Below are 21,430 nucleotides of genomic sequence, written 5' to 3'. Positions count from 1 at the left end.
GGAGCATGATCGTGGTTGTGGTCCTCGTCCTGGCCGGCCTGGCCGTGCTGGGCGCCGTCGTGGCGCTGGCCCTGGGCCGGGGCGGCGAGCTGACCTGGCCGCGGCCCGATCATCCGCCGCTGCCGTCCGCGGAGGACGGGCTGCTCCCGCGGCCCGGCGGCGCGCCGCCGCGGCTGCCGCGGGCGATGTTCGGCTACCAGACCGACGTCACCGACCATGCGATCGGGCAGCTCCGGCAGGCGGTCTGGGAGCGCGACGCCCGGCTCGCCGCCCTGGAGGAGCAGGTCGCGGACCTGCACCGCAGGCTGAACGAGCGGTCCGGGCCGCCGGCCCCCGACGCCGGCTGGCCGCCCATCGACCTGACGAAGGACGAGCGCGACCGCCGCGACGAGGACGAGTTCGGGGACGACGACGCGTTCCTGGAGGAGCCCGAGCACGACGCGGCCCGGGAGGCGCGCTCGTGAGCGGCATCGCCGTGCACGCCGACGCCGAGTCCGCCGCGCCCGCCGAGAAGGTCTTCGCCCTGCTCACCGACTGGCCGCGGCACGCGGAGTGGATGCCGTTCACCGAGGCGCGCGGCGGCCACGGCGTCGGCGCCGAGCTGGAGGGCTGGACCGGTGTCGGCCCCCTCGGCTTCACCGACACGATGGTGATCACCGGCTGGCGGTCCGGCCGCCGGGTGGCCGTCCGGCACACCGGGCGGCTGGTGCGCGGCGAGGCGTTCTTCGACGTGGCGCCGCTGCCCGGCGCCGGCAGCCGGATCCGCTGGGCCGAGCGCCTCGACCTGCCGCTCGGGCCGCTCGGCCGGGCCGGCTGGATCGCCGCCGGGCCGGCGTTCCGCGCGTTCATGGCCCTCGGCCTGCGCCGGCTGGCCCGGCTCGCCGAGGCGGACGGAACTGTCGTACCGCTGAGGTAGAACGGGGCGGTGACCACCGCGATCCTCGGCGAGGACGGGCTGGCCCGCTGCCCCTGGGGGGTGTCGGCGCCCGACTACATCGCCTACCACGACGACGAATGGGGCCGTCCGGTCCGCGACGACCAGGGGCTCTACGAGCGGCTGTGCCTGGAGGCGTTCCAGTCGGGGCTGTCCTGGCTGACGATCCTGCGCAAGCGGGAGGGGTTCCGCGCCGCGTTCGCCGGGTTCGACCCCGAGAAGGTCGCGGCGTACGGGCCCGCCGACGTGGAGCGGCTGATGGGCGACGCGGCCATCGTCCGCAACCGGGCCAAGATCGAGGCCGCGGTCGCCAACGCCCGCGCCGCCCTCGACCTGCCCGGCGGCCTCGCCGCCACCGCCTGGCGGTACGCCGACCCCGGCGCCCCCGCGCACGCGGACGCGGACGACGTCCCGGCGTTCACCGAGGGCTCCAAGGCCCTGGCCAAGGAGCTGAAGCGGAACGGCTTCCGCTTCGTCGGCCCGACCACCGCGTACGCCCTGATGCAGGCGTGCGGCCTGGTCGACGACCACCTGACCGGCTGCCACCGCCGCGGCGCCTACACCTCCTGAGACCGGTTACTCCGCTTTGGCGGCCTCCAGGACGGGGACGTCCGATGCGCGGCGGGCCGGGAAAGCCGTGGTGGCGAGGGTGACGGCGGCGGCGCCGGCCGCGATGGCGATCGGCAGCCACCAGGGCGGGACCGGGTCGAGGAACGAGCTGCCCGTCGCCGCCTGGATCAGCGCGACCGTGCCGATCGCCGTGCCGAGGCCGAGGAGCGTGCCGAGCAGCACGACCGTGGCCGCCTCCCATCGGACGATCGCGCGGATCTGGGCGACGGTCGCACCGACCGCGCCGAGCAGGCCGAACTCCTTCGTCCGCTCGCCGACGCTCATCGAGACGGTGGTGGCCATGCCGAACAGCGACAGCAGCAGCGACATGCCGATGAAGCCGTACACGACGGTGAGCCCGCTGGTGTACGCGCCGGCGGCCAGGTCGACGTAGGCGGGGCGGTCCAGGATCCGCACGCCCGGCAGGTCCGCCACCGCCGCGGCGAGCGCGGCCCGGTCGCCGCCCTTGACCAGGACGGCCTGCGCCGGCGCGGCCGGGTCGAGGCGGTCCATCGTCGCGGGCGCCACGAGCGCCTGGTCGGCGAACAGGTGGGACGGGTCGTGGTAGGCGCCGGCCACGGTGAGCTCCGCGCGGCCCTGGGCGCCGCGTACGACGATCTTCTGGCCCGGCCTCACCCGCGCGGTCTCCATGACGCCGGAGGAGAGCCCGATCTCGCCGGGGCCCAGGGCGCGGAGCCGGCCGCCGAGGTCGAGGACGTGCGGCAGCGCCGCCTGGTCGATGCCGCTGACCGTGAACGAGACCGGGGTCGTGTCCTCGGAGCCGTAAATGCGCGGCCGCGGGCTGACGAGGTTCACCGGCGTCTGGGTGAGGGCGGCGGCCCGTTCCACGCCCGGCACGGCTCCGGCGCGGCCGGCGACGTCGCGGGGGAGCGGGACGTTCTCCGCGGCGGCGACGGCGCGGTCGGCCTTCATGACCTGCCGTCCCGCCTCGTCGAACCGGTCCTGCACCGACAGCATGATCAGCGCGGTGGCGGCGGCCAGCGCCACGCCCAGCATCAGCGACGAGGCCGCCGCGGACACCCGGCGCGGGCTGCGGGTGATCGTCGCGCGGGCCAGCCGCCCGGCCTCGCCGCTGAGCAGCATCCCGGCCCGGCCGACGAGGCCGCCCAGCGGGCCGACGAAGAACGGCGCCAGCACGGCCAGCGCGGCGACCGTGACCATCGCGCCGATCGTCAGGACGGCCGCGAGCCCGATGGTCCGCTCGGGCCCGGGCGGCTCCTCGTTGCCGATCGCGAACGCGGGGCCGAAGAACATCCAGGCGCAGCCGAAGACGGCGAGGGCGCCCAGCAGCCGCGGCCAGCGCCGCTTGGCGGACTCGGCGGAGGACGACCGGATCGCCTCCATGGGGGAGACGCGGGCGGCCTGGCGGGCCGCGCGCCAGGCGGCCAGCTGGGTCACCGCGATTCCGGCGGCGGCCGGGACGGCGAGCGGGATCCAGCCGAACTGCGCGTCCGCCGCCGAGATGTCGAAGCCGTCCGCGGCGAAGAGCCGGGTGAGCAGGGCCGAGACCGGGTAGCCGACGGCGACGCCGGCGACCGCGCCGACCGCGCCCAGCACCAGCGCCTCGAACCGGATCAGCCGCTTGATCTGGCGGGGCGTGGCGCCGATCGCGCCGAGCAGCGCCAGCCGCCGGGTGCGCTGCCGGACGAGGGTGCCGAACGTGTTCGCCACCACGAACAGCCCGACGAAGACCGCGACGGACGCCAGCATCCCGATCGCGCCGCCGACCGACACTCCCACGGTCCGCATCTCGCTCGCCTGCGCGTTCCGGAGCGAGGCGGCGGTCCGTACGGTGACCTCGCCGCCCAGGTCGCGGGCCAGGTCGGCGCGGAGGCGGGCCGCGCTCGTGCCGGGCGCGGCCTTCACCCACACGCTCTGCCACGTGCCGGCGGGCAGCCCGGCGGCCGCCCGGACGGCCGCGGGCGGCGCCAGCACCAGGTCCCCGGCCGCGACCGCGTCCCGGCCCTGGACGGTCACCACGCCGACGATCTTGGCGCGGACGGTCGAGCGGGGCAGCGCCATCGTCAGGTCCGACCCGGTACGGAGGCCGCCGGCGCGCGCCACGTGCCGGACCACCGCGACCTCGCCGGCCGCCGCCGGGGCCCGCCCGGACACGAGCGTGTACGGGCTGAGCCGCGCGTCGTCCACCCAGGGGCGCAGCAGCGTGCGGCCGCCGGCGGGCGCGAGGATCGGCTTCCCGTCCGGGCCGGACACCGCCGCCTCGACCATGGCGTCCCCGGTGGCGGCGGCGACCCCGGGGCGTCCCGCGACCCGCTCGGGCCGGACGCGGCCGGAGGGCGGCGCGTACAGGTCGTCGGGTTCCGCCTGCCCGCCCTGCACGAGCACGTCGGCGCGCGCGTACTCGCTGGCGTCGCTGCCCGACACGGCCGCCTGCGCCCGCATCGCGAACTGGATCGACCCGGCGATCAGCCCGATGGCGAACGCGGCCGCCAGCATGGTCGCGATCAGCCGTACCCAGCCCTCGGCGAACGACCGGCGGGCGATGAGCCACATCGTCGTCAGCCCTCCAGCCGGCGCATCGCGGCGTGCACGGCGTCGGTGGTGGGGGCGTCGAGCTCGTGCACGATGCGGCCGTCGGCCAGGAACAGCACCCGGTCGGCGTGCGCGGCGGCCGCCGGATCGTGCGTCACCATGATCACCGTCTGCCCGAAGTCGTCCACCGCGGTCCGCAGGAAGCCCAGCACCTCGGCGCCCGAGCGGGAGTCGAGGTTGCCGGTGGGCTCGTCCGCGAACAGCACCTCGGGCCGGCCGAGCAGCGCCCGCGCGACAGCGACCCGCTGCTGCTGCCCGCCCGACAGCTCCGCGGGCCGGTGCCCGAGCCGCTCGCTCAGGCCCAGCGCGTCCACCAGCGTCCCGAACCACTCCCGGTCGGCGCGGCGGCCCGCCAGCCGGCCGGTGAGCCGGATGTTCTCCTCGGCGGTCAGCATCGGCAGCAGGTTGAACGACTGGAACACGAAGCCGAGCCGGTCCCGGCGCAGCCTCGCCAGCCGGGTCCGCGACAGCCGGGTGAGGTCCACGTCGCCGACCAGCACCCGCCCCGAGGTGACCTGGTCGAGCCCCGCCAGGCAGTGCAGGAGCGTGGACTTGCCGGACCCGGACGGGCCCATGATCGCGGTGAACCGGCCGCGCGCGAACGCCACGGAGACGCCGCGCAGCGCCGTGACCGCGCCGTCCCCGGAGCCGTAGGTGCGGACGAGGTCGACGGCGGCCGCTACCCGGTCCTCGTGGACGTGCGCGAGCGGCGGTGCGGAGGGTGTGGGTGCCATGCCGTACAGCCAATCCCGGACCGGGGTCCCGGCACATTGGCGTGATCCCGAAAGCCCGTCCTGGGGTCTTCCCTACCGTCGGCTCCCGTCAGGTCGAGCGCGGGGGTAGGGCCAGGTCTACCGCGAGGTCGGCGGTCAGGTCCAATGATCTCCGGGGTGCTCCGGCGGTTCCCTGGGTGGTGCGAGAAAGCCCAGCTCACCGACCCGCCGGAGCGAATCCGATGCCGCTGTCCCCTGCCCATGCACCCGCCCACGGCCCTGCCCGCGCGCGTGCCGCCGCCGCGCGGCCGTGGCCGCGGTCCGTCCCGATACCCGCCGTCTACCTGGCGTGCGCGGTGTTCGCCGCCGCGACGGCGGCCGTGACCGCGCTGGCGCCGCACCGCACGTGGGGCGCGGTCGCCGCCGCCGCGTACGCCCTCGGCGCGCTCGCCGCCCTGAGCCGCCGGGGCCGGGAGCGCCCGGCCTCGGTCGCGGGCGCCGTCCTCGCGGGAGCGGTCGTCCTGCCGCTGGCCGTCCTCGCCGCCCTCGGCCAGGCCCAGCCCGAGGTGGACGTCGTCCACCGCTCCGCCGCGCACCTGCTGGAGCACGACACCCCCTACCTGAGCCCCGGTGAGGCGGCGGCGCACGGCGGGTACGAGGCGTTCAACCCGTACCTGCCCGGCATGGCCCTGCTCGGCCTGCCGCACGCGCTCGCCGGGATCGACGCCCGCGCCGTCTTCGGCCTGCTCTTCCTCGGCCTGCTGGCCGCGAGCGCCGCCCGCCGGGACGCCCGCCTGCTCCTCATCACCGCCTCGCCCCTGGTGGCCCTGCCCCTGGCGGTCGGCGGCGACGACCTCCCGGTCATCGCCCTCGCCTGCCTCGGCCTGGCCCTGGCCGTACGGGACCGTCCGGCCGCGGCCGGCCTGGCGATGGGCTTCGCCGCCGCGCTCAAGGCCACCGCCTGGCCCGCGCTGGCCGTCTGCCTCGTCCTGGTCGCCGCCCGCCACCGCTCCGCCGGGCCGCCGGCGGTGTTCGCGGCGGCGGCGGGGGCCGTCGTCGCGGCCGGGGTGCTGGTGCCCGCGGCGATCGACCCGCAGGGGTTCTTCCTGAACGTGGTGCGCTTCCCGCTGGGGCTGGCGGGGGTCGACTCGCCGGCCGCCAGCCCGCTGCCGGGACGGCTGCTCGCCGACCTCGGCGCGTACGGGCACGCCGCCGCGCTGGCGCTGCTCGGCCTGGCGGCACTGGGGATGGCCGTCTCGCTGGCCGTACGGCCGCCGCGGGACGCCCGTTCCGCCGCGCTGAGGCTGTCGCTGGGGCTGCTGCTGGCCATGGCGCTGATGCCCGCCACCCGCTGGGGCTACCTCGTCTACCCGGCCGTCCTCGCCCTCTGGGCGCACCTGGCCGCGCCCGCACCCACCCAGAAGCAGGAGGACGAGCTGTGCCTGGTTGCCTGATCGTCACCAACGACTTCCCGCCCAGGCGGGGCGGCATCGAGACCTTCGTGTACGAGCTGGCCCGCCGGTTCCCGCCCGGCGAGGTGGTCGTCTACACCTCGGACGAGCCGGGCGCGGCCGCGTTCGACGCGGCGCTGCCGTTCCCCGTGTTCCGGGACCGGTCGCGGACCCTGCTGCCGACGCCGCGGGTGGCGCGGAACGCGCGGCGGCTGGCGGCGGCGCACGGCTGCGACGGCGTGTGGTTCGGGGCCGCCGCGCCGCTCGGGCTGCTGGCGGACGCCATCGGGCTGCCGTCGGTCGCCACGACGCACGGCCACGAGATCTGGTGGGCGGGCGTTCCCGGGTTCCGGCGGGTGCTGCGGCGGATCGGGTCGCGGGCCGGTGTGGTGACGTACCTCACCGAGCACACCCGGGCGCGGATCGCGCCGGCGCTGGGGCCGCGCGCCCGCACGGCACGGCTCGTCCCGGGCGTGGACGCCGAGGCGTTCCGGCCGGACCCGCGCGCCCGCGCGGAGATCCGGCGGCGCCACCGGCTGGGGGACGCACCGGTGGTGCTGAGCGTCGCCCGGCTCGTCCCGCGCAAGGGGAACGACCGGCTCATCCGCGCGATGCCGGCCGTGCGCGAGGCCGTGCCGGACGCCCGGCTGCTGATCGTCGGGTCGGGGCCGCAGGACTTCTGGCTGCACGGGATGGCGGGGGAGGGCGTGGTGTTCGCCGGCGGGCACGCGCACACCGAGATCCCGCCGTTCTACGCCGCCGCCGACGTGTTCGCGATGCCGTGCCGGTCGCGCCGCCTCGGGCTGGAGACGGAGGGGCTCGGCATCGTCTACCTGGAGGCGGCCGCGGCCGGGCTCCCGGTCATCGCCGGGAACGCGGGCGGCGCCCCGGACGCGGTGCGGGACGGCGAGACGGGGCACGTCGTCGACGGCGACTCCGTGCCCGAGATCGCCGGCCGCCTGATCCGGCTGCTGGAGGACGGCGGCACCCGCCGGGCGATGGGCGAGCGGGGCCGGGCGTGGGTCCGGGAGGAGTGGAGCTGGGACGCCTCGTACGAGCGCCTCCGAGATCTCCTGCTCCGCGCATCGAATACGGTCGGCACGTGACGAACGGGACGGTCTGGCGGGCGATGGCGGGCAACCCGCTGCGCTTCCTGTTCTCGCCCTGGCCCTGGCGTTCGGTCCTCTTCCTGGTGGCCGGCTATCCGCTGTCGGCCGGCTGGCTGGCCGTGGTGGCGGGCCTGGTCGTCGTCGGGACGCTCACAGCGCCGTTCGTCGTCGGGCTGGTGCTGCTGGCGCTGGTCCCGCCGTCGGCGGCCGGGTACGCCGCGGTCGAGCGGCGGCGCCTGCGCCTGGTGGACCCGCGCCCCGCGCCCTCCCCGCACCGCCCGCCCCCGCGCCCCGGCCTCCGGCCCTGGCTCGGCTTCCGGCTGCGGGAGACCGCGACCTGGCGGGAGCTGGGGTACGCGCTGCTGTCGACGCTGCTGGCGGTCATCGACGTCATCGTCCCGTTCGTGGTGTTCGTGGGGTCCACGGTGTCCGCCGGGGCGCCCATGATGGCCGGGAAGGGCGACCCGCTCGTGTTCGGCCCGGAGGCCACCGCGGACACCCCGGCGGAGTCGTGGACGGTCGCGGTGGCCGGGGTCGCGCTCCTCGTCCTCGGCCTGTACGCGATGACGGCGCTGGCGGGGGCGCGGGCCGCGCTGGCGCGGGCGCTGCTCGTCCGGCCGGTGGAGGAGGAGCTGGTCGAGGTGCGGGCGTCGCGGGCCCGGATGGCGGACGCGTTCGAGGCCGAGCGCCGCCGGATCGAGCGCGACCTGCACGACGGCGCCCAGCAGCGGCTGACCGGTCTGATCATGACGCTCGGGCTGGCGAGGCTGGACGCCGCCGACCCCGCGCTGATCGAGAAGGCGCGCGGCGAGGCCAGGGCCGCCCTGGAGGAGCTGCGCGACCTGGTCCGCGGCATCCACCCCTCGGTGCTGACCGACCGCGGCCTGGCGGCGGCCGTGGAGTCGCTGGCCGAGCGGTCGGCCGTACCGGTCGAGGTGGACGCCGACCTGCCCGCGCGGCCGCCGGAGAGCGTCGAGTCCGCCGCGTACTTCGTGGTCGCGGAGGCGCTGGCGAACGTGGCCAAGCACAGCGGCGCGAGCCGGGCCCGGGTCGTCCTGCGGACGGCCGGGAACGCGCTGGTCGTCGAGGTCCGCGACGACGGCGCGGGCGGCGCGGACGCCGCCAAGGGAAGCGGCCTGCAAGGGCTGGCCGACCGGGTCGCCGTCCATGACGGGACGCTGCGGGTGTCCAGCCCGCCCGGCGGCCCTACGATCCTGCGAGTGGAGATTCCGTGCGCGTCGTGATCGCCGAGGACTCGGTGCTGCTCAGGGAGGGCCTGAGCCAGATCCTCGCCCGCTTCGACCACGAGGTCGTGGCGGCGGTGGCCGATGCCCCCGGCCTGGCCGCCGCGGTCGCCGAGCAGGAGCCGGACATCGTCGTGACCGACGTCCGGATGCCGCCCAGCTTCCGCGACGAGGGGCTGCGCGCCGCGCTGGCGCTGCGCGGCGAGCGGCCCGGCCTGCCGGTGCTGGTGCTGTCGCAGTACGTCGAGCAGTCGTACGCCGCCGACCTGCTCCAGACCGGCGGCGCGGTCGGCTACCTGCTCAAGGACCGGGTCGGCGAGGTCGCCGAGTTCGTCGAGGCGCTGGTCGAGGTGGCCGGCGGCGGCACGGTGATCGACCCGGACGTGGTCCGCGGGCTGCTGGCCCGGCGCGCCGGGGACGCCCCGATCGAACGGCTCACGGCGCGCGAGCGCGAGGTCCTCGCCCTGATGGCCGAGGGCCGCTCCAACGGGGCGATCGCCCGCGCGCTGGTGGTCTCCGAGGCGGCCGTGATCAAGCATGTCGGCTCGATCTTCACCAAGCTCGACCTGCACCAGACCCCCGACGACCACCGCCGGGTCCTGGCCGTCCTCACCCACCTGCGGGCCGGCTGACGCCGCCGGGCCTCAGCGGCCCTGGAAGACCGGCTGCTCCTTCTTCAGGAACGCCTCCGTGGCGTTGCGGTGGTCCTCGGTCCTCTCGCACCGGTCCTGGAGGACGGCCTCCGTCTCCAGCGACGAGGTCAGGTCGTGGCTCGCCGCGTGGCTCAGCGCCTCCTTCACCGCGGCGTACGAGCGGGTCGGGCCGGCGGCCAGCCGGCGGGCCAGCTCCACGGCGGCCGGCGCCAGCTCGCCGGCCGGGACGAGCCGGGAGACCAGCCCCAGTTCCAGCGCCTCGGGCGCCTTCACGGGCTCGGCGAGCAGCAGCAGCTCGGCGGCCTTCGCGCGGCCCACCAGCCGCTGGAGCGTCCACGACATCCCGCTGTCCGGCGCCAGCCCGATCTTCGTGAACGCCGTCGCGAACGACGCCTTCTCCGAGGCGATCACCAGGTCGCAGGCGAACGCCAGCGCCGCGCCCGCCCCGGCCGCGACGCCGTTCACGGCCGCGACCACCGGCTTCGGCATCCCCGCCAGCCCCTCGACGACCGGGTTGTAGTGCTTGCGGACGGTGTCGTCCAGGCCCTTGCCGGCCGCCAGGTTCGCGGCGTGCTCGCGCAGGTCCTGGCCGGCGCAGAAGGCCCGCCCGGCGCCGGTGAGCAGGACGGCCCGCACGGCGTCGTCGCCCGCCGCGCGCCGCACCGCCTCGCCCAAGGCCTCCTTCATCTCGACCGTCAGCGAGTTCATCGCGTCCGGACGGTTGAGCGTGATCGTGGCCACACCGTCGGTCAGGTCGTACAGCACCGTGTCAGACACCGTCGTCCTCGCAATCTCCACGTGGATCCTCCAGGCAACCATCGACGAACCGCCTGGCCGCGGGCAAGAGCCGGGCCGCCGCGTCGTCGAAGAACCGTGCCGCCAGCATGCCCGGCCAGCCGTCCGGCAGCAGCTCCGGGGGCAGCCCCGGATCCTGGAAGAGGAACTTGCGCCACTCGTGGACGAGCCGGCTCCGTACCGCGAACGCCTGCTCGTCGGTCTCCGCCGGCGCCTCGGCCAGCAGCTCCTCCGCGTCGGCCAGCCAGCGCTCGTACGCGCGGGCCAGGCCGTCCAGGTCCCAGGCCCGCGCGACCAGGCCGTGCGCGTCCCCCTCGTAGCAGGAGCCGAAGCGCTCCGCCCGGACGGACTCGGCGGCCAGCAGCGGGTCCAGCTCCGGGTTGGCGCGCGGGCCGATCCACGTGGTCTCGTCCAGCCGCGCGTAGCCGAGGTAGGACAGCCCCGCCGCGAGCCGGTCCCGGCGGGCGCGCTCGCGGACCCGCTCGACCACCAGCAGGTGCCACCGGCCGTCCCAGGGCCCCAGATCGCGGTAGATGCGGTGAGCGGCCTCGTCCAGGCGCCGGACGGCCCGCGGGGTGAGCCGGTAGCCGGGCCCGCGCGGCAGCCGCACCGGCTCCAGCCACTCCTGCCGGACCATCCGCGAGACCGCCGTGCGGACGGCGGGAGCGGCCACCCCCAGCGGGGCCAGCAGCCTGACCAGCGCGGCGATCGGCGCCCTTCCGCCGCGCTCCCGGAGATGGTCGCCGTACAGATCGAACAGCGCCGAACGAGCGTTCATGGAGCCAGTCTCCAGGCCCCCGCTCGCTGATCGTTACCACTTCGCGCTCCGAACACGGGATAATGAACCATTACTGATGACGCGGATGCGACAGGCGGCCACGCGGCCAACGGTGCCCGGAGGCCCCACGCGGCCCTAGGCAGGAAGGGGATGCACGCATGGCGGCGATGAAGCCGCGGACGGGAGACGGTCCGCTCGAAGTGACCAAGGAGGGACGCGGAATCGTCATGCGGGTCCCTCTCGAAGGCGGCGGTCGCCTCGTGGTCGAGCTCTCCGCCGACGAGGCCAAGGAACTCGGCGACGCGCTCAAGGAAGTCGTGGGCTGAGCCCGCTGCACGCAGGAACGCCGGTCGATCTCGCCGGGGGACCGGGGGCCGCTCCCCGGCCAGAGCCCGACCGGGATTCCTGAACGGTCACGGGTCCCGGCACGCGCGCCGGGACCCCCGCCGTTCCGCAGGACCCTTTCCGTACGACCAGAGCCCAGGGGGGAACACCGCCATGCCCATCGAGACCCGGATCCAGGCCGCCGGGACGGACGTCCTGGAGGCGGCCGGCCGGCTGGCGGCCGAGGCGGTGGCCGTACCCGTTCGCCCTGGCCGGCAGGCGCCCGAGCCGGCGGTGGCCGGGCCGCTCAAGGGGACCCTGGAAGGGGCGCTGGGGGAGGCGCTGCCCTGCACGCTGGACGAGCTGCTCGCCCTGCACCGCGCCAAGGGCGAGCCCGGCGAGCTGACCTCCACCACCGCGCGGATCGGCGACCGGCCGTGCGAGCTGCTGCTGTACGGCGTCGGCGACGCCTCCCCGGCCGCGCTGCGCCGGGCGGGCGCCGCGCTCGCCCGCCGCGGCAAGGGCCGCGAGACGCTGGTCGCGGCGGTCCCGGACGGCGACCTGGCGGCGTTCGCCGAGGGCGCGCTGCTGGGCTCGTACGGCTTCCGGATCGGCGCCGCGCCGCCGCGGCCCGCCCTGCGCACCCTCGCGCTGGCCGGGCCCGACACCGCCGCGATCGACGCGGCCGCCGGGCGCGGCGGCCGGATCGCGCGCGCCGCCGCGCTGGCCCGCGACCTGGCCAACACCCCCGCCCGCGAGAAGGACCCGTCCTGGCTGGCCGCCAGGGCCGGCGAGATCGCCGCCGAGTCCGGTCTGACGGTCCGCGTCCGGGACGAGAAGGACCTCGTCGAGGGCGGCTTCGGCGGGCTGCTGGCGGTCGGCGCCGGGTCGTCCCGGCCGCCCCGGCTGATCGAGATGTCGTACGAGCCCGAGGGCGGCGGCAGCGGGCGGCACGTCGTGCTCGTCGGCAAGGGCATCACGTTCGATACCGGCGGACTCTCGCTCAAGCCCAACGAGGGCATGAAGACGATGAAGACCGACATGGCCGGCGGTGCCGTGATCATGGCGGTGCTGGGCGCGCTGCGCGACCTCGGCGTCCGGGACCGGGTGACCGGCCTGGTGGCCGCCGCGGAGAACATGCCGTCCGGGTCGGCCATGCGGCCCGGCGACGTGATCACCCACTTCGGCGGCACCACCTCCGAGGTCCTCAACACCGACGCCGAGGGACGGCTCGTCCTCGCGGACGCGCTGGCCTACGCCGACGCCGAGCTCGACCCCGACGTGGTCGTCGACGTCGCCACCCTGACCGGCGCCGCCAAGGTCGCCCTCGGGCTGCGGCACGGCGCGCTGTTCGCCAACGACGACGCCCTCGCCGGCGCGCTGACCGGGGCGGGGACCGCCGCCGGGGAGCCCGTCTGGCGGCTCCCGATGGTCGAGGAGTACCGGCAGGGCATCGAGTCCGAGGTCGCCGACGTCGCCAACATCGAGCGGCGCGGCTTCGGCGGCGGCTCGATCATGGCCGCGCTGTTCCTGCGCGAGTTCGTCGGCGACCGGACGTGGGCGCACCTCGACGTGGCCGGTCCCGGCCGCTCGACCGCCGACGACGGCGATCTGAGCAAGGGCGCCACCGGCTTCGGCACCCGCCTCCTGCTCTCCTGGCTGACCGCCTGACGGACCCAGGGGCGGCCCGTCAGCGGCGGCGGCGGTCGATCACCGGGATCTCGGCGCGGCGGCGGGCCTGGGAGACGACCTCCTTGAGGGAGGCGTCCCAGGCCGCGTCGACCGCGAAGCACCAGGCGGCCGCCGGCGCCGTCGCGGGCACGTCGGTGAGGGTGAGCGCCACCAGCCTCGGCCGCTCCGCCGTGCGGGCCAGCTCGACCAGCTCGGCGGACGGCAGGAAGACCAGGTAGTCCTGCTCGCCGCGGCGCGTGCCCGGGACCCCGCGGCGCAGCGCGGTCATCGCCGCCACCTCCGACCACGGCAGCGTACGGTCGGCGCGGCGGGGGAGCGGCCAGCGGGCCGGGCGCAGGACCCCCTCCGAGGTCAGCTCCAGCACGGGCCGCCGCCCGAACACGCGGCCGGCGGCGGAGAGCAGGCCCGTACCGAAAAGCGCGGCACCGAGCGCGCCGAGCACGACGAACACCGCCGCGGCCGTGCCGGATCCCGCCAGCCCGCCCGCGACGAAACCGGCCGAGGCCAGCACCAGGACCAGGAACGCGAACACCTGCCCGCCCCCGCGCCAGGTCGCCTTTACCCGCACCTGAAAAGGCGTTGCCGCGCCATTATCCGCGGGCACGTCCCGCGCGGATGCGGGGGGCTTGGTTCCGTCCATATGGGGGCTCACTCGCTCCGGGAGGCGTCAATCGCGTTTGACCGCGCACAATAGGCCGTCGCCCACCGGGAGGAGAAGGGGCACCAGCCGCTCGTCCTCGCGGATCGTGGCGTGCACCTCGCGGATCGCCATGGTGTCGGGGTCGCGCACGGAACGGTCGGCGACCCGGTCGTGCCACAGCGCGTTGTCGAACGCCACCACGCCGCCCGGCCGCAGCAGCCGCAGCGCCGCCGTCAGATACTCCGGGTACTCGTGCTTGAGCGCGTCGCAGAAGACCATGTCGTACGCGCCGTCGGTGAGGCGCGGCAGCACCTCCAGCGCCCGGCCGGTGATCATGCGGGTGCGGGAGGCGCCCAGCCCGGCCTCGGCGTACGCCTGCTTGGCCAGCCGCTGGTGCTCGGGCTCGACGTCCACGCTGGTCAGCACCGCGTCCTTGGCCATGCCGCGCAGCAGCCAGATCCCCGAGACGCCGCAGCCGGAGCCGACCTCCACCACCGTCCGGGCGCTGATCAGGGTCGCCAGGAAACGCAAAGCCGCCCCGCCGGCCGCTCCGATCGGCGCGGCGCCGACCTCCTGGCCGCGCCGGCGCGCGTTCAGCAATGGCTCGTCTTCGGGGAGGAACTCCTCCACGTAGGCCAGGGTGGCCTGACTGGCGTTGATGGCTGCCTCCTCGCGGGACCCCCGCCTGGCTCATGCTGGAAAGACCATATCGCTGGTCGGGAACCAACTGGCCTTTCATGACGTTCTACTTGACGTCGGTCCACAACCGCCCCAGCCCAGGCGCGACCGTGTCGTTCCAAAGCGACAGCGTTGGCCATCAGAGAGGAACAACCCGGCACCATGGGAGTGGCAGCACTTACATTTAAGGGCGCTGTGGGGGTAGGCCCCCGGCAGAGCGGCGGCCTGTCCGCCGCCGCCGGGCGCGGCCGGGAGGCCGCGGCGGCGCGGGAGAACGCACCCGAGGCGGAATGGGCGCCTCCGTCCTGGGACGAGGTGGTCCGCGAGCATTCGGGGCGGGTCTACCGCCTCGCCTACCGGCTGACCGGCAACCAGCACGACGCCGAGGACCTCACCCAGGAGGTCTTCGTCCGAGTGTTCCGGTCGCTGTCCAACTACACGCCCGGCACGTTCGAGGGCTGGCTGCACCGGATCACCACCAACCTGTTCCTCGACATGGCCCGCCGCCGCCAGCGCATCCGCTTCGAGGGCCTGGCCGACGACGCCGCCGAGCGGCTCCAGGGCCGCGAGCCCACGCCGGCGCAGGCGTTCGACGACGCCAACTTCGACGCCGACGTCCAGGCGGCGCTGGACGCCCTGGCCCCCGAGTACCGCGCGGCCGTGGTGCTGTGCGACATCGAGGGCCTGTCGTACGAAGAGATCTCGGCGACGCTGGGTGTCAAACTGGGTACGGTGCGCAGCCGTATCCACCGGGGCCGCGCGCAGCTGCGGGCCGCCCTGGAGCACCGGGCGCCGCTCCGCCGCCGCGGGCCCGCGGCCGCCGGCACCGGGACGGGCGAGCTCGCCGGTGCCACCGCCGCCGGCGCCGTGGAGGCGGTGGCAGGGCCGGCCGTGACGGGCGGGCCCGGGGGCGCGTAGCGAGACCGGCGCGCGAGAGACTGCGCGAGACCATCTGATCGACAAGGGAGCCGCGTGAGTTGTCTGGGGGAGCGTCTGACCGCTCTGGTCGACGGTGAGCTGGGGCATGAGGAGCGCGACCGCGCGCTGGCCCATCTCGCGTTGTGCGAGCGCTGCCGCTCGGAGGCCGACGCGCTGCGCAGCCTGAAGGGCCGGCTCCGGGGGCTGGGCGGCCTGCCCGCGTCCGACGGCGCCGATGATCTTCCCACGCCCGACTTCATGGCCAGGCTGCGCGGCATGGGCGCGCCCGGCGGCCCCGCGGCCGGCCCGGACGGCCCCGACGGCCCGCCGCCGCCCGCCCGGCCCGCACGATCACGGGTCCCGGCCGGGCCCGTGTCCTCGGGCACCGTGCCGGCCCGGTCCGCGGCCCCGCAGGCCAGGCCCGCCGCGTCCCGGCCCCGCGACAACCGGCCGGCCGGCCGCGCCACCCGCCCGGGCGGCCGTGGCGCCGGCGCCACCGCGGCCCTCCACCGGCCCTCCCGCCGCTACCTCGCCGTCGGCGCCGCGACCCTCGTCCTCGGGCTCGGCGCCGCCTCGTACGCCGCCGGCGGCCAGCGGGAGATCCCCACGGTCACCCCGGCGTTCGACCGGTTCGCCGTGGAGCACGCGCTCACCTCCGGAGACGTGCCGATGACCGAGCCGGTCGACGACCGCACCTCCGTACCGCCCGCGCCCGGGCCGTGATCGGGCGCTCCCCGGCCCGCGGGCCGGGGCGCCGCCGGCCGCCCCGGCCAGGGCGGCTGCGCACCGTACTGGCGTGCGGCCTCGCCGCGGCGCTCGCGCTCGGCCTCGCGCCGGCGGCCGAGCCGCCCGTCCGCCGCCGCGGCGGCGGCGACCCCGAGGCCGAGCGGCTGCTGCGGGCCTCGGCCGACGCGGCGCGCCGGGTGCGCTACGAGGGCCTCCAGTCCGTCACGGCCTGGACCGGCACCGCCGCCGCGTCCCGGCGCGTCCGGGTCGAGCACGTGCCCGGCGACGGCACCTACTTCACCCCCGAGCCGCCCGCGGGCGCCACCGGCGGCGCGGCCGTCCAGGTGGGCGCCGCGTCCCGGAGCCGGACGTACGAGCCGGACACCCTCCCCGTGTGGACCGGCGGCGTCGGCTTCACCGCGGAGACCCTGCGGCTCCTGGTCCGCAACTACACGCTCGTCCGGCGCCCCGACGGCGCGGTCTGCGGCCGCACGGCCCGGATCGTGGAGGCGCGGCGCGCGGACGGCTCCGCCGCCGGCCGGTTCTGGCTCGACGCCGAGACCGGCCTGATGATGCGCCGCGAGCTGCTCGACGCCGCCGGCCGGCGGGTCTCCGCCACGGGCTTCACCGAGATGCGCGTCCACGACCCGGCCGCCCCCGCCGCGACCACCCCCGCCGCGACCGCCGCCGGGGCCTCACAGGCCGCCGTGCCGTGGCCGGACCGGCTCGACGGGCGAGAGCTGGCGGCGCTGCGCGGGCGGGGCTGGCCGGTTCCGGGCGCGCTGCCGGGCCGCCTGGCGCTGTACGACGCGCGCCGCACCACCACCGGCGAGGCGGGCGAGGCCGTCCACCTCAGCTATTCCGACGGGCTCACCGGCGTGTCGGTCTTCGTCCAGCGCGGCCGGCTCGACGAGAGCCGCCTCGCCGGCTGGCGGCGCACCGGGAGCGGCGGCCGTACCGTGTTCCGCCGGGACGCGATCGAGCACTGGGCCGTCCGGGCGCGCGACGGGTACGTGTTCACGGTGCTCACCGACGCCCCGCCCGGCACCGCCGACGCCGTCGCGGCGGCGCTGCCCGGGAGGGAGGGGGCGATCCGGACGCGAGTGGCGCGGGGCTTCCGGCGGCTGCTTTCCTGGATCGATCCGGCCGGCTGATGGCGCGGGGCCGATCCCGGGAATGATGTCATGGAACCTGGTACGCCGTTTTAGCGCCATACATAGCAAGATGGGCTCCCGCGAACGGGGTTGAGGGCCTTTTATGCTCATCACATGCCCCGCTGGGCACGATGAGCGCGATGACGAGAACCATGCTCGGTAGGAGAGATGGGGATGACGGAAGACAGCCGCGGGCCGGTCAGGTCGTCACTGGACGATGACGACCTGGACCAGGAGGCCGGGCGGGCCCGGGAGGACGCGGCCGGCGCCGGTGGCGCGCAGGAGGCCGTGGACGATCCCCAGGACGATCGCGGGGCCGCCGCGGTCCCGGACGACCGCGACGATGCCGACGAGCTCCGGGACCCGGGCGCTCCGGTGACGGAGAAGCCGGTCGCGCTGGGCAAGGAGTCCCCGGGGATCTCCGACCGGCTGGTGGCGGGCTTCGCCCCGCCCGACTCGTACGGCCGCGACGACGACATCCCGGCCCCGCCGTCCCCGACGGCGGTGGACCAGCCCGTGCCGCAGGGGTCCGTCCCCGGCGACCCCGGCGCCGTCCCCGGCCCGGGCGAGGCGCCCGTGCAGGGCGTCGTGCCGGACGGGGTCGTGCCGGACGGGCCGGTTCCGGACGGACCCGCGATGGGGAGCCCCGCGGTGGGCAACCCCATGGCGGGGAACGCGGCGGGCGGCGAGGCGGCCGCCGCCGCGATGCCGCCCGGCGGGGACCCGGCCCGGCAGCGGCCCGGATTCGTCCCGCACGGGTACGACCAGGACCCCCGGATGGCCGCGCACCAGCAGCCAGGGCAGCCCGGGCAGCCCGGCCAGGGCACGCCGTACGGGTGGCCGCCCCACCAGTCGCAGCGGCCGCCGCACGGCGCCCCGCCGCTGGCCGGCCCGCCGCCCGGCGCGCCGCCCGGGGCGGTGCCGATGGGCCCGCCCGGAGCCCGCCCGATGGGGCAGCCCGGTCTTCCCGGGCAGCCGCCCGGCGGGCCCAACTGGGCGCCGGTGCCCTCGCTGCCGTCCGCCTCGCGGGGCGGGCCCGGCCTGGGCGTGCTGGCCGTGGTCGCGCTGGTCGTGGCGCTGGTGGCCGGCGGCCTCGGCGCCGGGATCGGCGTGCTGGCGACCGGCGACGGCGACGACCCGGGCAGCGTCAGCCTGGGCGGGAGTTCGAGCGGCGGCCAGGCCAAGAACCGGCCGCCGGACTCGGTCGCCGGCATCGCGCAGAAGGTGCTGCCGAGCGTCGTGATGATCCGGGTGGCCTCGGCCGGCGGCGAGGGCTCCGGCGGCACCGGCTTCATCGTCAACGGCGGCTACATCATCACCAACAACCACGTGGTGTCGGCCGGCGGCTCCGGCGGCGAGATCCAGGTGGTCTTCAACGACAAGAAGACGCTGCCCGCCACGATCAAGGGCCGCGACCCCAGCTCGGACATCGCCGTGCTCAAGCCCGAGGGCGCCCACCAGCTGCCCGCGCTGCAGCTCGGAAACTCCGACGACCTGGCGGTCGGCGACCCGGTGATCGCGATCGGCTCGCCGCTGGGCCTCCAGGGCTCGGTGACCACCGGCATCGTCAGCTCGATGAACCGCGCCGTGCCGACCGGCGGCGAGGGCGGCGGGGACGCCTCGGTCCTCAACGCCATCCAGACGGACGCGGCCATCAACCCCGGCAACTCCGGCGGCCCGCTGGTCGACGGCCGGGGCCGGGTGATCGGCATCAACACCGCCATCGCCACCCTCGGCGGCCGCGGGCTGGGCGGGGAGAGCCAGAGCGGCAGCATCGGGCTCGGCTTCGCGATCCCGATCAACCAGGGCAAGCGGGTCGCCCAGGAGATCATCAACACCGGCGGCGCCCGCCGCGCCCAGCTCGGCATCGGGATGGACCAGCAGTACTCGGGCCCGGGCGTGAAGATCGCCACGCAGGCCCAGCAGGGCGTGCAGCCGATCGTCAAGGGCAGCGCGGCCGACAAGGCCGGGCTGCGCCCCGGCGACGTGATCACCAAGCTGGGCGACCAGCCGATCGAGGGGCCGGCCGACCTGTCGGCCCAGATCAGCAGCCGCGGTCCCGGCGACAAGGTGAAGGTCACGTATCAGCGGGACGGCAAGGAGACGACGGTAGAGGTGACGCTGGGCCAGGCCAACTGACGGCCTGCCGAGGCGGGGGTCCGGTTCGTCCGGACCGGGGATACGCTGGGGGGACCGGACCGCGGGGTCCGGCCCCCTTGGCGCGTGGAGGTCGGGTTGTTCGACGTCGGACTGGGCGAGATGCTGGTACTCGTCGTGCTCGCCCTGGTCATCTTCGGGGACAAGCTCCCCCAGGCGGCCGGTCAGGCGGGCCGCGCGCTGCGGCAGCTGCGGCAGATGGCCAACAGCGCCAAGGCGGATCTGCAGGAGGGGCTCGGCCCGGAGTTCAAGGATTTCGACGTCGCCGACCTCAACCCCAAGACGTTCGTCCGCAAGCACCTGCTGGAAGACCACGACGACGACCTGCGGGCCAACGGCAGCAGCGGTTCCGGCGGCCTGTTCGACGACGAGCCGTCGTACGCGGCGGCCGCGGCCGGCGGCCTGGAGTACGGCGAGCGCCCGCCCTTCGACAACGAGGCCACCTGAGGCCGATCCGAGGTCACTGTGGCCACCCGAGGCAGCCCGCGGCCGCTTGAGGTCGCCTGAGAGCACTCGACGCGAACGGCCCCGTCCAGGACTCCTGGACGGGGCCGTTCGCGTGCGGCCTCTGTTCTGCCGGGGACGGCTAGCGGCGCTTGGGGGAGATGCCGAGGGACATGCCGGCCAGGCCGCGGGAGCGGCCGCCCAGCGAATCGGCGATCTTGCGCAGCTCCTTGGCCGCCTCGGCGTCGGGGTCCGACAGCACCAGCGGCCTGCCCGCGTCGCCGCCCTCGCGCAGCCGCGGGTCGATCGCCACCTGGCCGAGCAGCGGCACCCGGGTGCCCAGCGTCTGGGTCAGCGCGTCGGAGACCGTCTGGCCGCCGCCCGCGCCGAAGATGTCCTGGCGCTCGCCGCAGTGCGCGCAGGTGAGGTACGACATGTTCTCGATCACGCCGACGACCTGCTGGTGCGTCTGCGCCGCGATGGCGCCGGCCCGCTCGGCCACCTCGGCGGCGGCCTGCTGCGGCGTGGTGACCACCAGGATCTCCGCGGACGGCAGCAGCTGCGCCACCGAGATCGCGATGTCGCCGGTGCCGGGCGGCAGGTCCATCAGCAGGATGTCCAGGTCGCCCCAGTAGACGTCGGCGAGGAACTGCTGGAGGGCGCGGTGCAGCATCGGGCCGCGCCAGACGACCGGCTGGTTCCCGGCGGTGAACATGCCGACGGAGATCACCTTCACGTCGTGCGCCGACGGCGGCATGATCATGTCGGCGACCTTGGTCGGCGGGGCGTCCACGCCCAGCATCCGCGGCACCGAGTGGCCGTAGATGTCGGCGTCGACCACGCCCACCTTGCGGCCCTGGGCGGCCAGCGCGGCGGCCAGGTTGACGGTCACCGACGACTTGCCGACGCCGCCCTTGCCGCTGGCCACGGCGTACACCTTGGTCAGCGAGTTGGGCTTGGCGAACGGGATCTCCTTGGCGGGCTCGCCGCCGCGCAGCTTGGTCTGCAGCGCCTTGCGCTGCTCCTCGCTCATCACGTCCAGCTCGACGGAGACGGACGCGACGCCGTCCAGCCGTTCGACGGCCTCGGTGACGGTCCTGGTCAGCGTGTCCTTCATCGGACACCCGGCCACCGTCAGGTAGATGCCGACGCGGACCGCGCCGTCCGGCGCGATGTCGACGTTCTTGACCATGTCGAGCTCGGTGATGGGCTTGCGGATCTCAGGATCGTTCACCGTGGCGAGCGCCTCGGTCACCTGCTCGATCGTCAACTGGGAGGCCATGTACCCATGGTATGAACTCCGCGGGGGTGCCCGCGCACCGCCCCGCGCGCGCGTACCATTCGGGTCGTGACAACGCCGTCCGGCACCCTCGTCTCGGCCGCCGAGCTGACCGTCTGGCGCGCCATGCTGCGCGGCCAGGTACGGATCTCGCGCCGCCTCCAGGCCGATCTGCTGGCGGGGCACGACCTGGCGCTGGCCGCCTACGACGTGCTCGTCCACCTGGGGGAGCAGCCGGGCGGCCGGCTGCGGATGAACGATCTCGCCGACCGGGTGCTGCTGTCGCGCAGCGGGCTGACCCGGCTGATCGACCGGATGCAGCGCGAGGGCCTGGTGGTCCGCGAGTCCTGCCCCAGCGACGCGCGGGGCCTGTACGCGGTCCTCACCGGCCCGGGCCGGGAGCGCCTGGACGCCGCGACGCCCACGTACCAGCGGGGCGTGCGGGAGTACGTGCTGAGCCGCCTGGACGACACCGACCTGCGGACGCTGGCGGGCGTCCTGGCCAAGCTGTCGGACGAGGCGTGAGGCCCCGCCACCGCAAGGCCCGCCGCCTCAGGG

22 protein-coding genes are annotated in these 21,430 nt (G+C 76.0%); 15 read left to right on the top strand and 7 right to left on the bottom strand.

Features of this window, described 5'->3' with window-relative positions; translation table 11 throughout:
• Positions 1 to 5: 5 nt before the first annotated feature.
• The 3 genes from ACA361_RS01350 to ACA361_RS01340 are packed head-to-tail and all read left to right on the top strand — an operon-like array spanning position 6 to position 1,504.
• Complete coding sequence (locus tag ACA361_RS01350) at positions 6 to 464, top strand: hypothetical protein (protein WP_375009880.1); 459 nt, start codon at positions 6 to 8, stop codon at positions 462 to 464.
• Entirely contained in the window at positions 461 to 916 is a 456-nt protein-coding gene (locus ACA361_RS01345) for an SRPBCC family protein (RefSeq protein WP_375009879.1), read from the top strand. Before ACA361_RS01350 ends, ACA361_RS01345 begins: the two co-directional genes overlap by 4 nt.
• A gap of 9 nt (positions 917 to 925) precedes the next feature.
• Positions 926 to 1,504: a DNA-3-methyladenine glycosylase I gene (locus tag ACA361_RS01340; protein WP_375009878.1), complete on the top strand. Its 579-nt coding sequence runs from the start codon at positions 926 to 928 to the stop codon at positions 1,502 to 1,504.
• 6 nt (positions 1,505 to 1,510) lie between these two features.
• On the opposite strand, the gene ACA361_RS01335 is transcribed toward ACA361_RS01340, so the two are convergent.
• Positions 1,511 to 4,078, bottom strand: coding sequence for an FtsX-like permease family protein (locus ACA361_RS01335; RefSeq protein ID WP_375009877.1), 2,568 nt, complete (start codon positions 4,076 to 4,078; stop codon positions 1,511 to 1,513).
• A gap of 5 nt (positions 4,079 to 4,083) precedes the next feature.
• Positions 4,084 to 4,851 carry an ABC transporter ATP-binding protein gene (locus tag ACA361_RS01330; protein ID WP_375009876.1) on the bottom strand — a complete coding sequence of 256 codons (768 nt, stop codon included), beginning with the start codon at positions 4,849 to 4,851 and terminating at the stop codon, positions 4,084 to 4,086.
• Between the two features lie 221 nt (positions 4,852 to 5,072).
• Between ACA361_RS01330 and ACA361_RS01325 the strand changes: the two genes are divergently transcribed.
• Genes ACA361_RS01325 through ACA361_RS01310 form a run of 4 tightly spaced genes read left to right on the top strand, consistent with a single transcriptional unit; the run spans position 5,073 to position 9,266 of the window.
• Complete coding sequence (locus tag ACA361_RS01325; protein WP_375009875.1) at positions 5,073 to 6,284, top strand: glycosyltransferase 87 family protein; 1,212 nt, start codon at positions 5,073 to 5,075, stop codon at positions 6,282 to 6,284.
• Positions 6,269 to 7,387: a glycosyltransferase family 4 protein gene (locus ACA361_RS01320; RefSeq protein ID WP_375009874.1), complete on the top strand. Its 1,119-nt coding sequence runs from the start codon at positions 6,269 to 6,271 to the stop codon at positions 7,385 to 7,387. Before ACA361_RS01325 ends, ACA361_RS01320 begins: the two co-directional genes overlap by 16 nt.
• Complete coding sequence (locus ACA361_RS01315) at positions 7,384 to 8,634, top strand: sensor domain-containing protein (protein ID WP_375009873.1); 1,251 nt, start codon at positions 7,384 to 7,386, stop codon at positions 8,632 to 8,634. Before ACA361_RS01320 ends, ACA361_RS01315 begins: the two co-directional genes overlap by 4 nt.
• Complete coding sequence (locus ACA361_RS01310) at positions 8,622 to 9,266, top strand: response regulator (protein WP_375009872.1); 645 nt, start codon at positions 8,622 to 8,624, stop codon at positions 9,264 to 9,266. Before ACA361_RS01315 ends, ACA361_RS01310 begins: the two co-directional genes overlap by 13 nt.
• Positions 9,267 to 9,278: 12 nt before the next feature.
• On the opposite strand, the gene ACA361_RS01305 is transcribed toward ACA361_RS01310, so the two are convergent.
• Both ACA361_RS01305 and ACA361_RS01300 read right to left on the bottom strand, forming a co-directional pair.
• Positions 9,279 to 10,106 (bottom strand): enoyl-CoA hydratase-related protein, encoded by an 828-nt coding sequence (locus tag ACA361_RS01305; protein WP_375009871.1) that lies wholly within the window; start codon positions 10,104 to 10,106, stop codon positions 9,279 to 9,281.
• Entirely contained in the window at positions 10,057 to 10,860 is an 804-nt protein-coding gene (locus ACA361_RS01300) for a PaaX family transcriptional regulator C-terminal domain-containing protein (protein WP_375009870.1), read from the bottom strand. Before ACA361_RS01300 ends, ACA361_RS01305 begins: the two co-directional genes overlap by 50 nt.
• A 158-nt stretch (positions 10,861 to 11,018) precedes the next feature.
• On the opposite strand from ACA361_RS01300, the gene ACA361_RS01295 reads away from it, so the two are divergent.
• Positions 11,019 to 11,186, top strand: a complete 168-nt coding sequence (locus ACA361_RS01295) for a DUF3117 domain-containing protein (RefSeq protein ID WP_151568744.1) — start codon at positions 11,019 to 11,021, stop codon at positions 11,184 to 11,186.
• A gap of 172 nt (positions 11,187 to 11,358) precedes the next feature.
• Positions 11,359 to 12,855 carry a M17 family metallopeptidase gene (locus ACA361_RS01290; protein ID WP_375009869.1) on the top strand — a complete coding sequence of 499 codons (1,497 nt, stop codon included), beginning with the start codon at positions 11,359 to 11,361 and terminating at the stop codon, positions 12,853 to 12,855.
• A gap of 19 nt (positions 12,856 to 12,874) precedes the next feature.
• On the opposite strand, the gene ACA361_RS01285 is transcribed toward ACA361_RS01290, so the two are convergent.
• A complete protein-coding gene (locus tag ACA361_RS01285) occupies positions 12,875 to 13,444 on the bottom strand; it encodes a hypothetical protein (RefSeq protein WP_375009868.1) in 570 nt (189 codons plus the stop codon).
• A 99-nt stretch (positions 13,445 to 13,543) separates the two neighbouring features.
• Positions 13,544 to 14,146, bottom strand: coding sequence for an O-methyltransferase (locus ACA361_RS01280; RefSeq protein WP_375009866.1), 603 nt, complete (start codon positions 14,144 to 14,146; stop codon positions 13,544 to 13,546).
• A 243-nt stretch (positions 14,147 to 14,389) separates the two neighbouring features.
• On the opposite strand from ACA361_RS01280, the gene sigE reads away from it, so the two are divergent.
• The 5 genes from sigE to ACA361_RS01255 all read left to right on the top strand — a co-directional run bounded on the left by sigE (position 14,390) and on the right by ACA361_RS01255 (position 19,596).
• The gene (gene sigE / locus ACA361_RS01275) at positions 14,390 to 15,112 is read left to right on the top strand and encodes an RNA polymerase sigma factor SigE (protein ID WP_375009865.1); all 723 of its coding nucleotides are present in this window, start codon (positions 14,390 to 14,392) and stop codon (positions 15,110 to 15,112) included.
• Positions 15,113 to 15,166: 54 nt separating this feature from the next.
• Positions 15,167 to 15,835, top strand: coding sequence for an anti-sigma factor family protein (locus ACA361_RS01270; protein ID WP_375009864.1), 669 nt, complete (start codon positions 15,167 to 15,169; stop codon positions 15,833 to 15,835).
• Positions 15,832 to 16,992 (top strand): sigma-E factor regulatory protein RseB domain-containing protein, encoded by a 1,161-nt coding sequence (locus ACA361_RS01265; RefSeq protein WP_375009863.1) that lies wholly within the window; start codon positions 15,832 to 15,834, stop codon positions 16,990 to 16,992. Before ACA361_RS01270 ends, ACA361_RS01265 begins: the two co-directional genes overlap by 4 nt.
• Positions 16,993 to 17,166: 174 nt before the next feature.
• Entirely contained in the window at positions 17,167 to 19,131 is a 1,965-nt protein-coding gene (locus ACA361_RS01260) for a trypsin-like peptidase domain-containing protein (protein WP_375009862.1), read from the top strand.
• Between the two features lie 96 nt (positions 19,132 to 19,227).
• The gene (locus ACA361_RS01255) at positions 19,228 to 19,596 is read left to right on the top strand and encodes a sec-independent translocase (protein ID WP_375009861.1); all 369 of its coding nucleotides are present in this window, start codon (positions 19,228 to 19,230) and stop codon (positions 19,594 to 19,596) included.
• A gap of 139 nt (positions 19,597 to 19,735) precedes the next feature.
• Here the strand turns inward: ACA361_RS01255 and ACA361_RS01250 are convergent, their stop codons facing one another.
• Entirely contained in the window at positions 19,736 to 20,875 is a 1,140-nt protein-coding gene (locus ACA361_RS01250; RefSeq protein ID WP_375009860.1) for an Mrp/NBP35 family ATP-binding protein, read from the bottom strand.
• Between the two features lie 66 nt (positions 20,876 to 20,941).
• Here ACA361_RS01250 and ACA361_RS01245 point away from each other — a divergent pair, with 66 nt between their 5' ends.
• A complete protein-coding gene (locus ACA361_RS01245; protein ID WP_375009859.1) occupies positions 20,942 to 21,397 on the top strand; it encodes a MarR family winged helix-turn-helix transcriptional regulator in 456 nt (151 codons plus the stop codon).
• The last annotated feature ends 33 nt before the right edge of the window (positions 21,398 to 21,430 follow it).

It is taken from the genome of Actinomadura sp. 21ATH (genome assembly GCF_041951345.1).
Classification (GTDB): domain Bacteria; phylum Actinomycetota; class Actinomycetes; order Streptosporangiales; family Streptosporangiaceae; genus Spirillospora.
The sequence above is the reverse complement of the archived record's forward strand: the minus strand, read 5'-3'. Positions and strand labels throughout refer to the sequence as shown.

Excerpts from the sequence above, each read along its gene's own strand:
- ACA361_RS01350 (WP_375009880.1), top strand. The coding sequence starts at position 6 with ATGATCGTGGTTGTGGTCCTCGTCCTGGCCGGCCTGGCCGTGCTGGGC.
- ACA361_RS01335 (WP_375009877.1), bottom strand. The coding sequence starts at position 4,078 with ATGTGGCTCATCGCCCGCCGGTCGTTCGCCGAGGGCTGGGTACGGCTG.
- ACA361_RS01330 (WP_375009876.1), bottom strand. The coding sequence starts at position 4,851 with ATGGCACCCACACCCTCCGCACCGCCGCTCGCGCACGTCCACGAGGAC.
- ACA361_RS01325 (WP_375009875.1), top strand. The coding sequence starts at position 5,073 with ATGCCGCTGTCCCCTGCCCATGCACCCGCCCACGGCCCTGCCCGCGCG.
- ACA361_RS01305 (WP_375009871.1), bottom strand. The coding sequence starts at position 10,106 with ATGGTTGCCTGGAGGATCCACGTGGAGATTGCGAGGACGACGGTGTCT.
- ACA361_RS01300 (WP_375009870.1), bottom strand. The coding sequence starts at position 10,860 with ATGAACGCTCGTTCGGCGCTGTTCGATCTGTACGGCGACCATCTCCGG.
- ACA361_RS01295 (WP_151568744.1), top strand. The coding sequence starts at position 11,019 with ATGGCGGCGATGAAGCCGCGGACGGGAGACGGTCCGCTCGAAGTGACC.
- ACA361_RS01290 (WP_375009869.1), top strand. The coding sequence starts at position 11,359 with ATGCCCATCGAGACCCGGATCCAGGCCGCCGGGACGGACGTCCTGGAG.
- ACA361_RS01260 (WP_375009862.1), top strand. The coding sequence starts at position 17,167 with ATGACGGAAGACAGCCGCGGGCCGGTCAGGTCGTCACTGGACGATGAC.
- ACA361_RS01250 (WP_375009860.1), bottom strand. The coding sequence starts at position 20,875 with ATGGCCTCCCAGTTGACGATCGAGCAGGTGACCGAGGCGCTCGCCACG.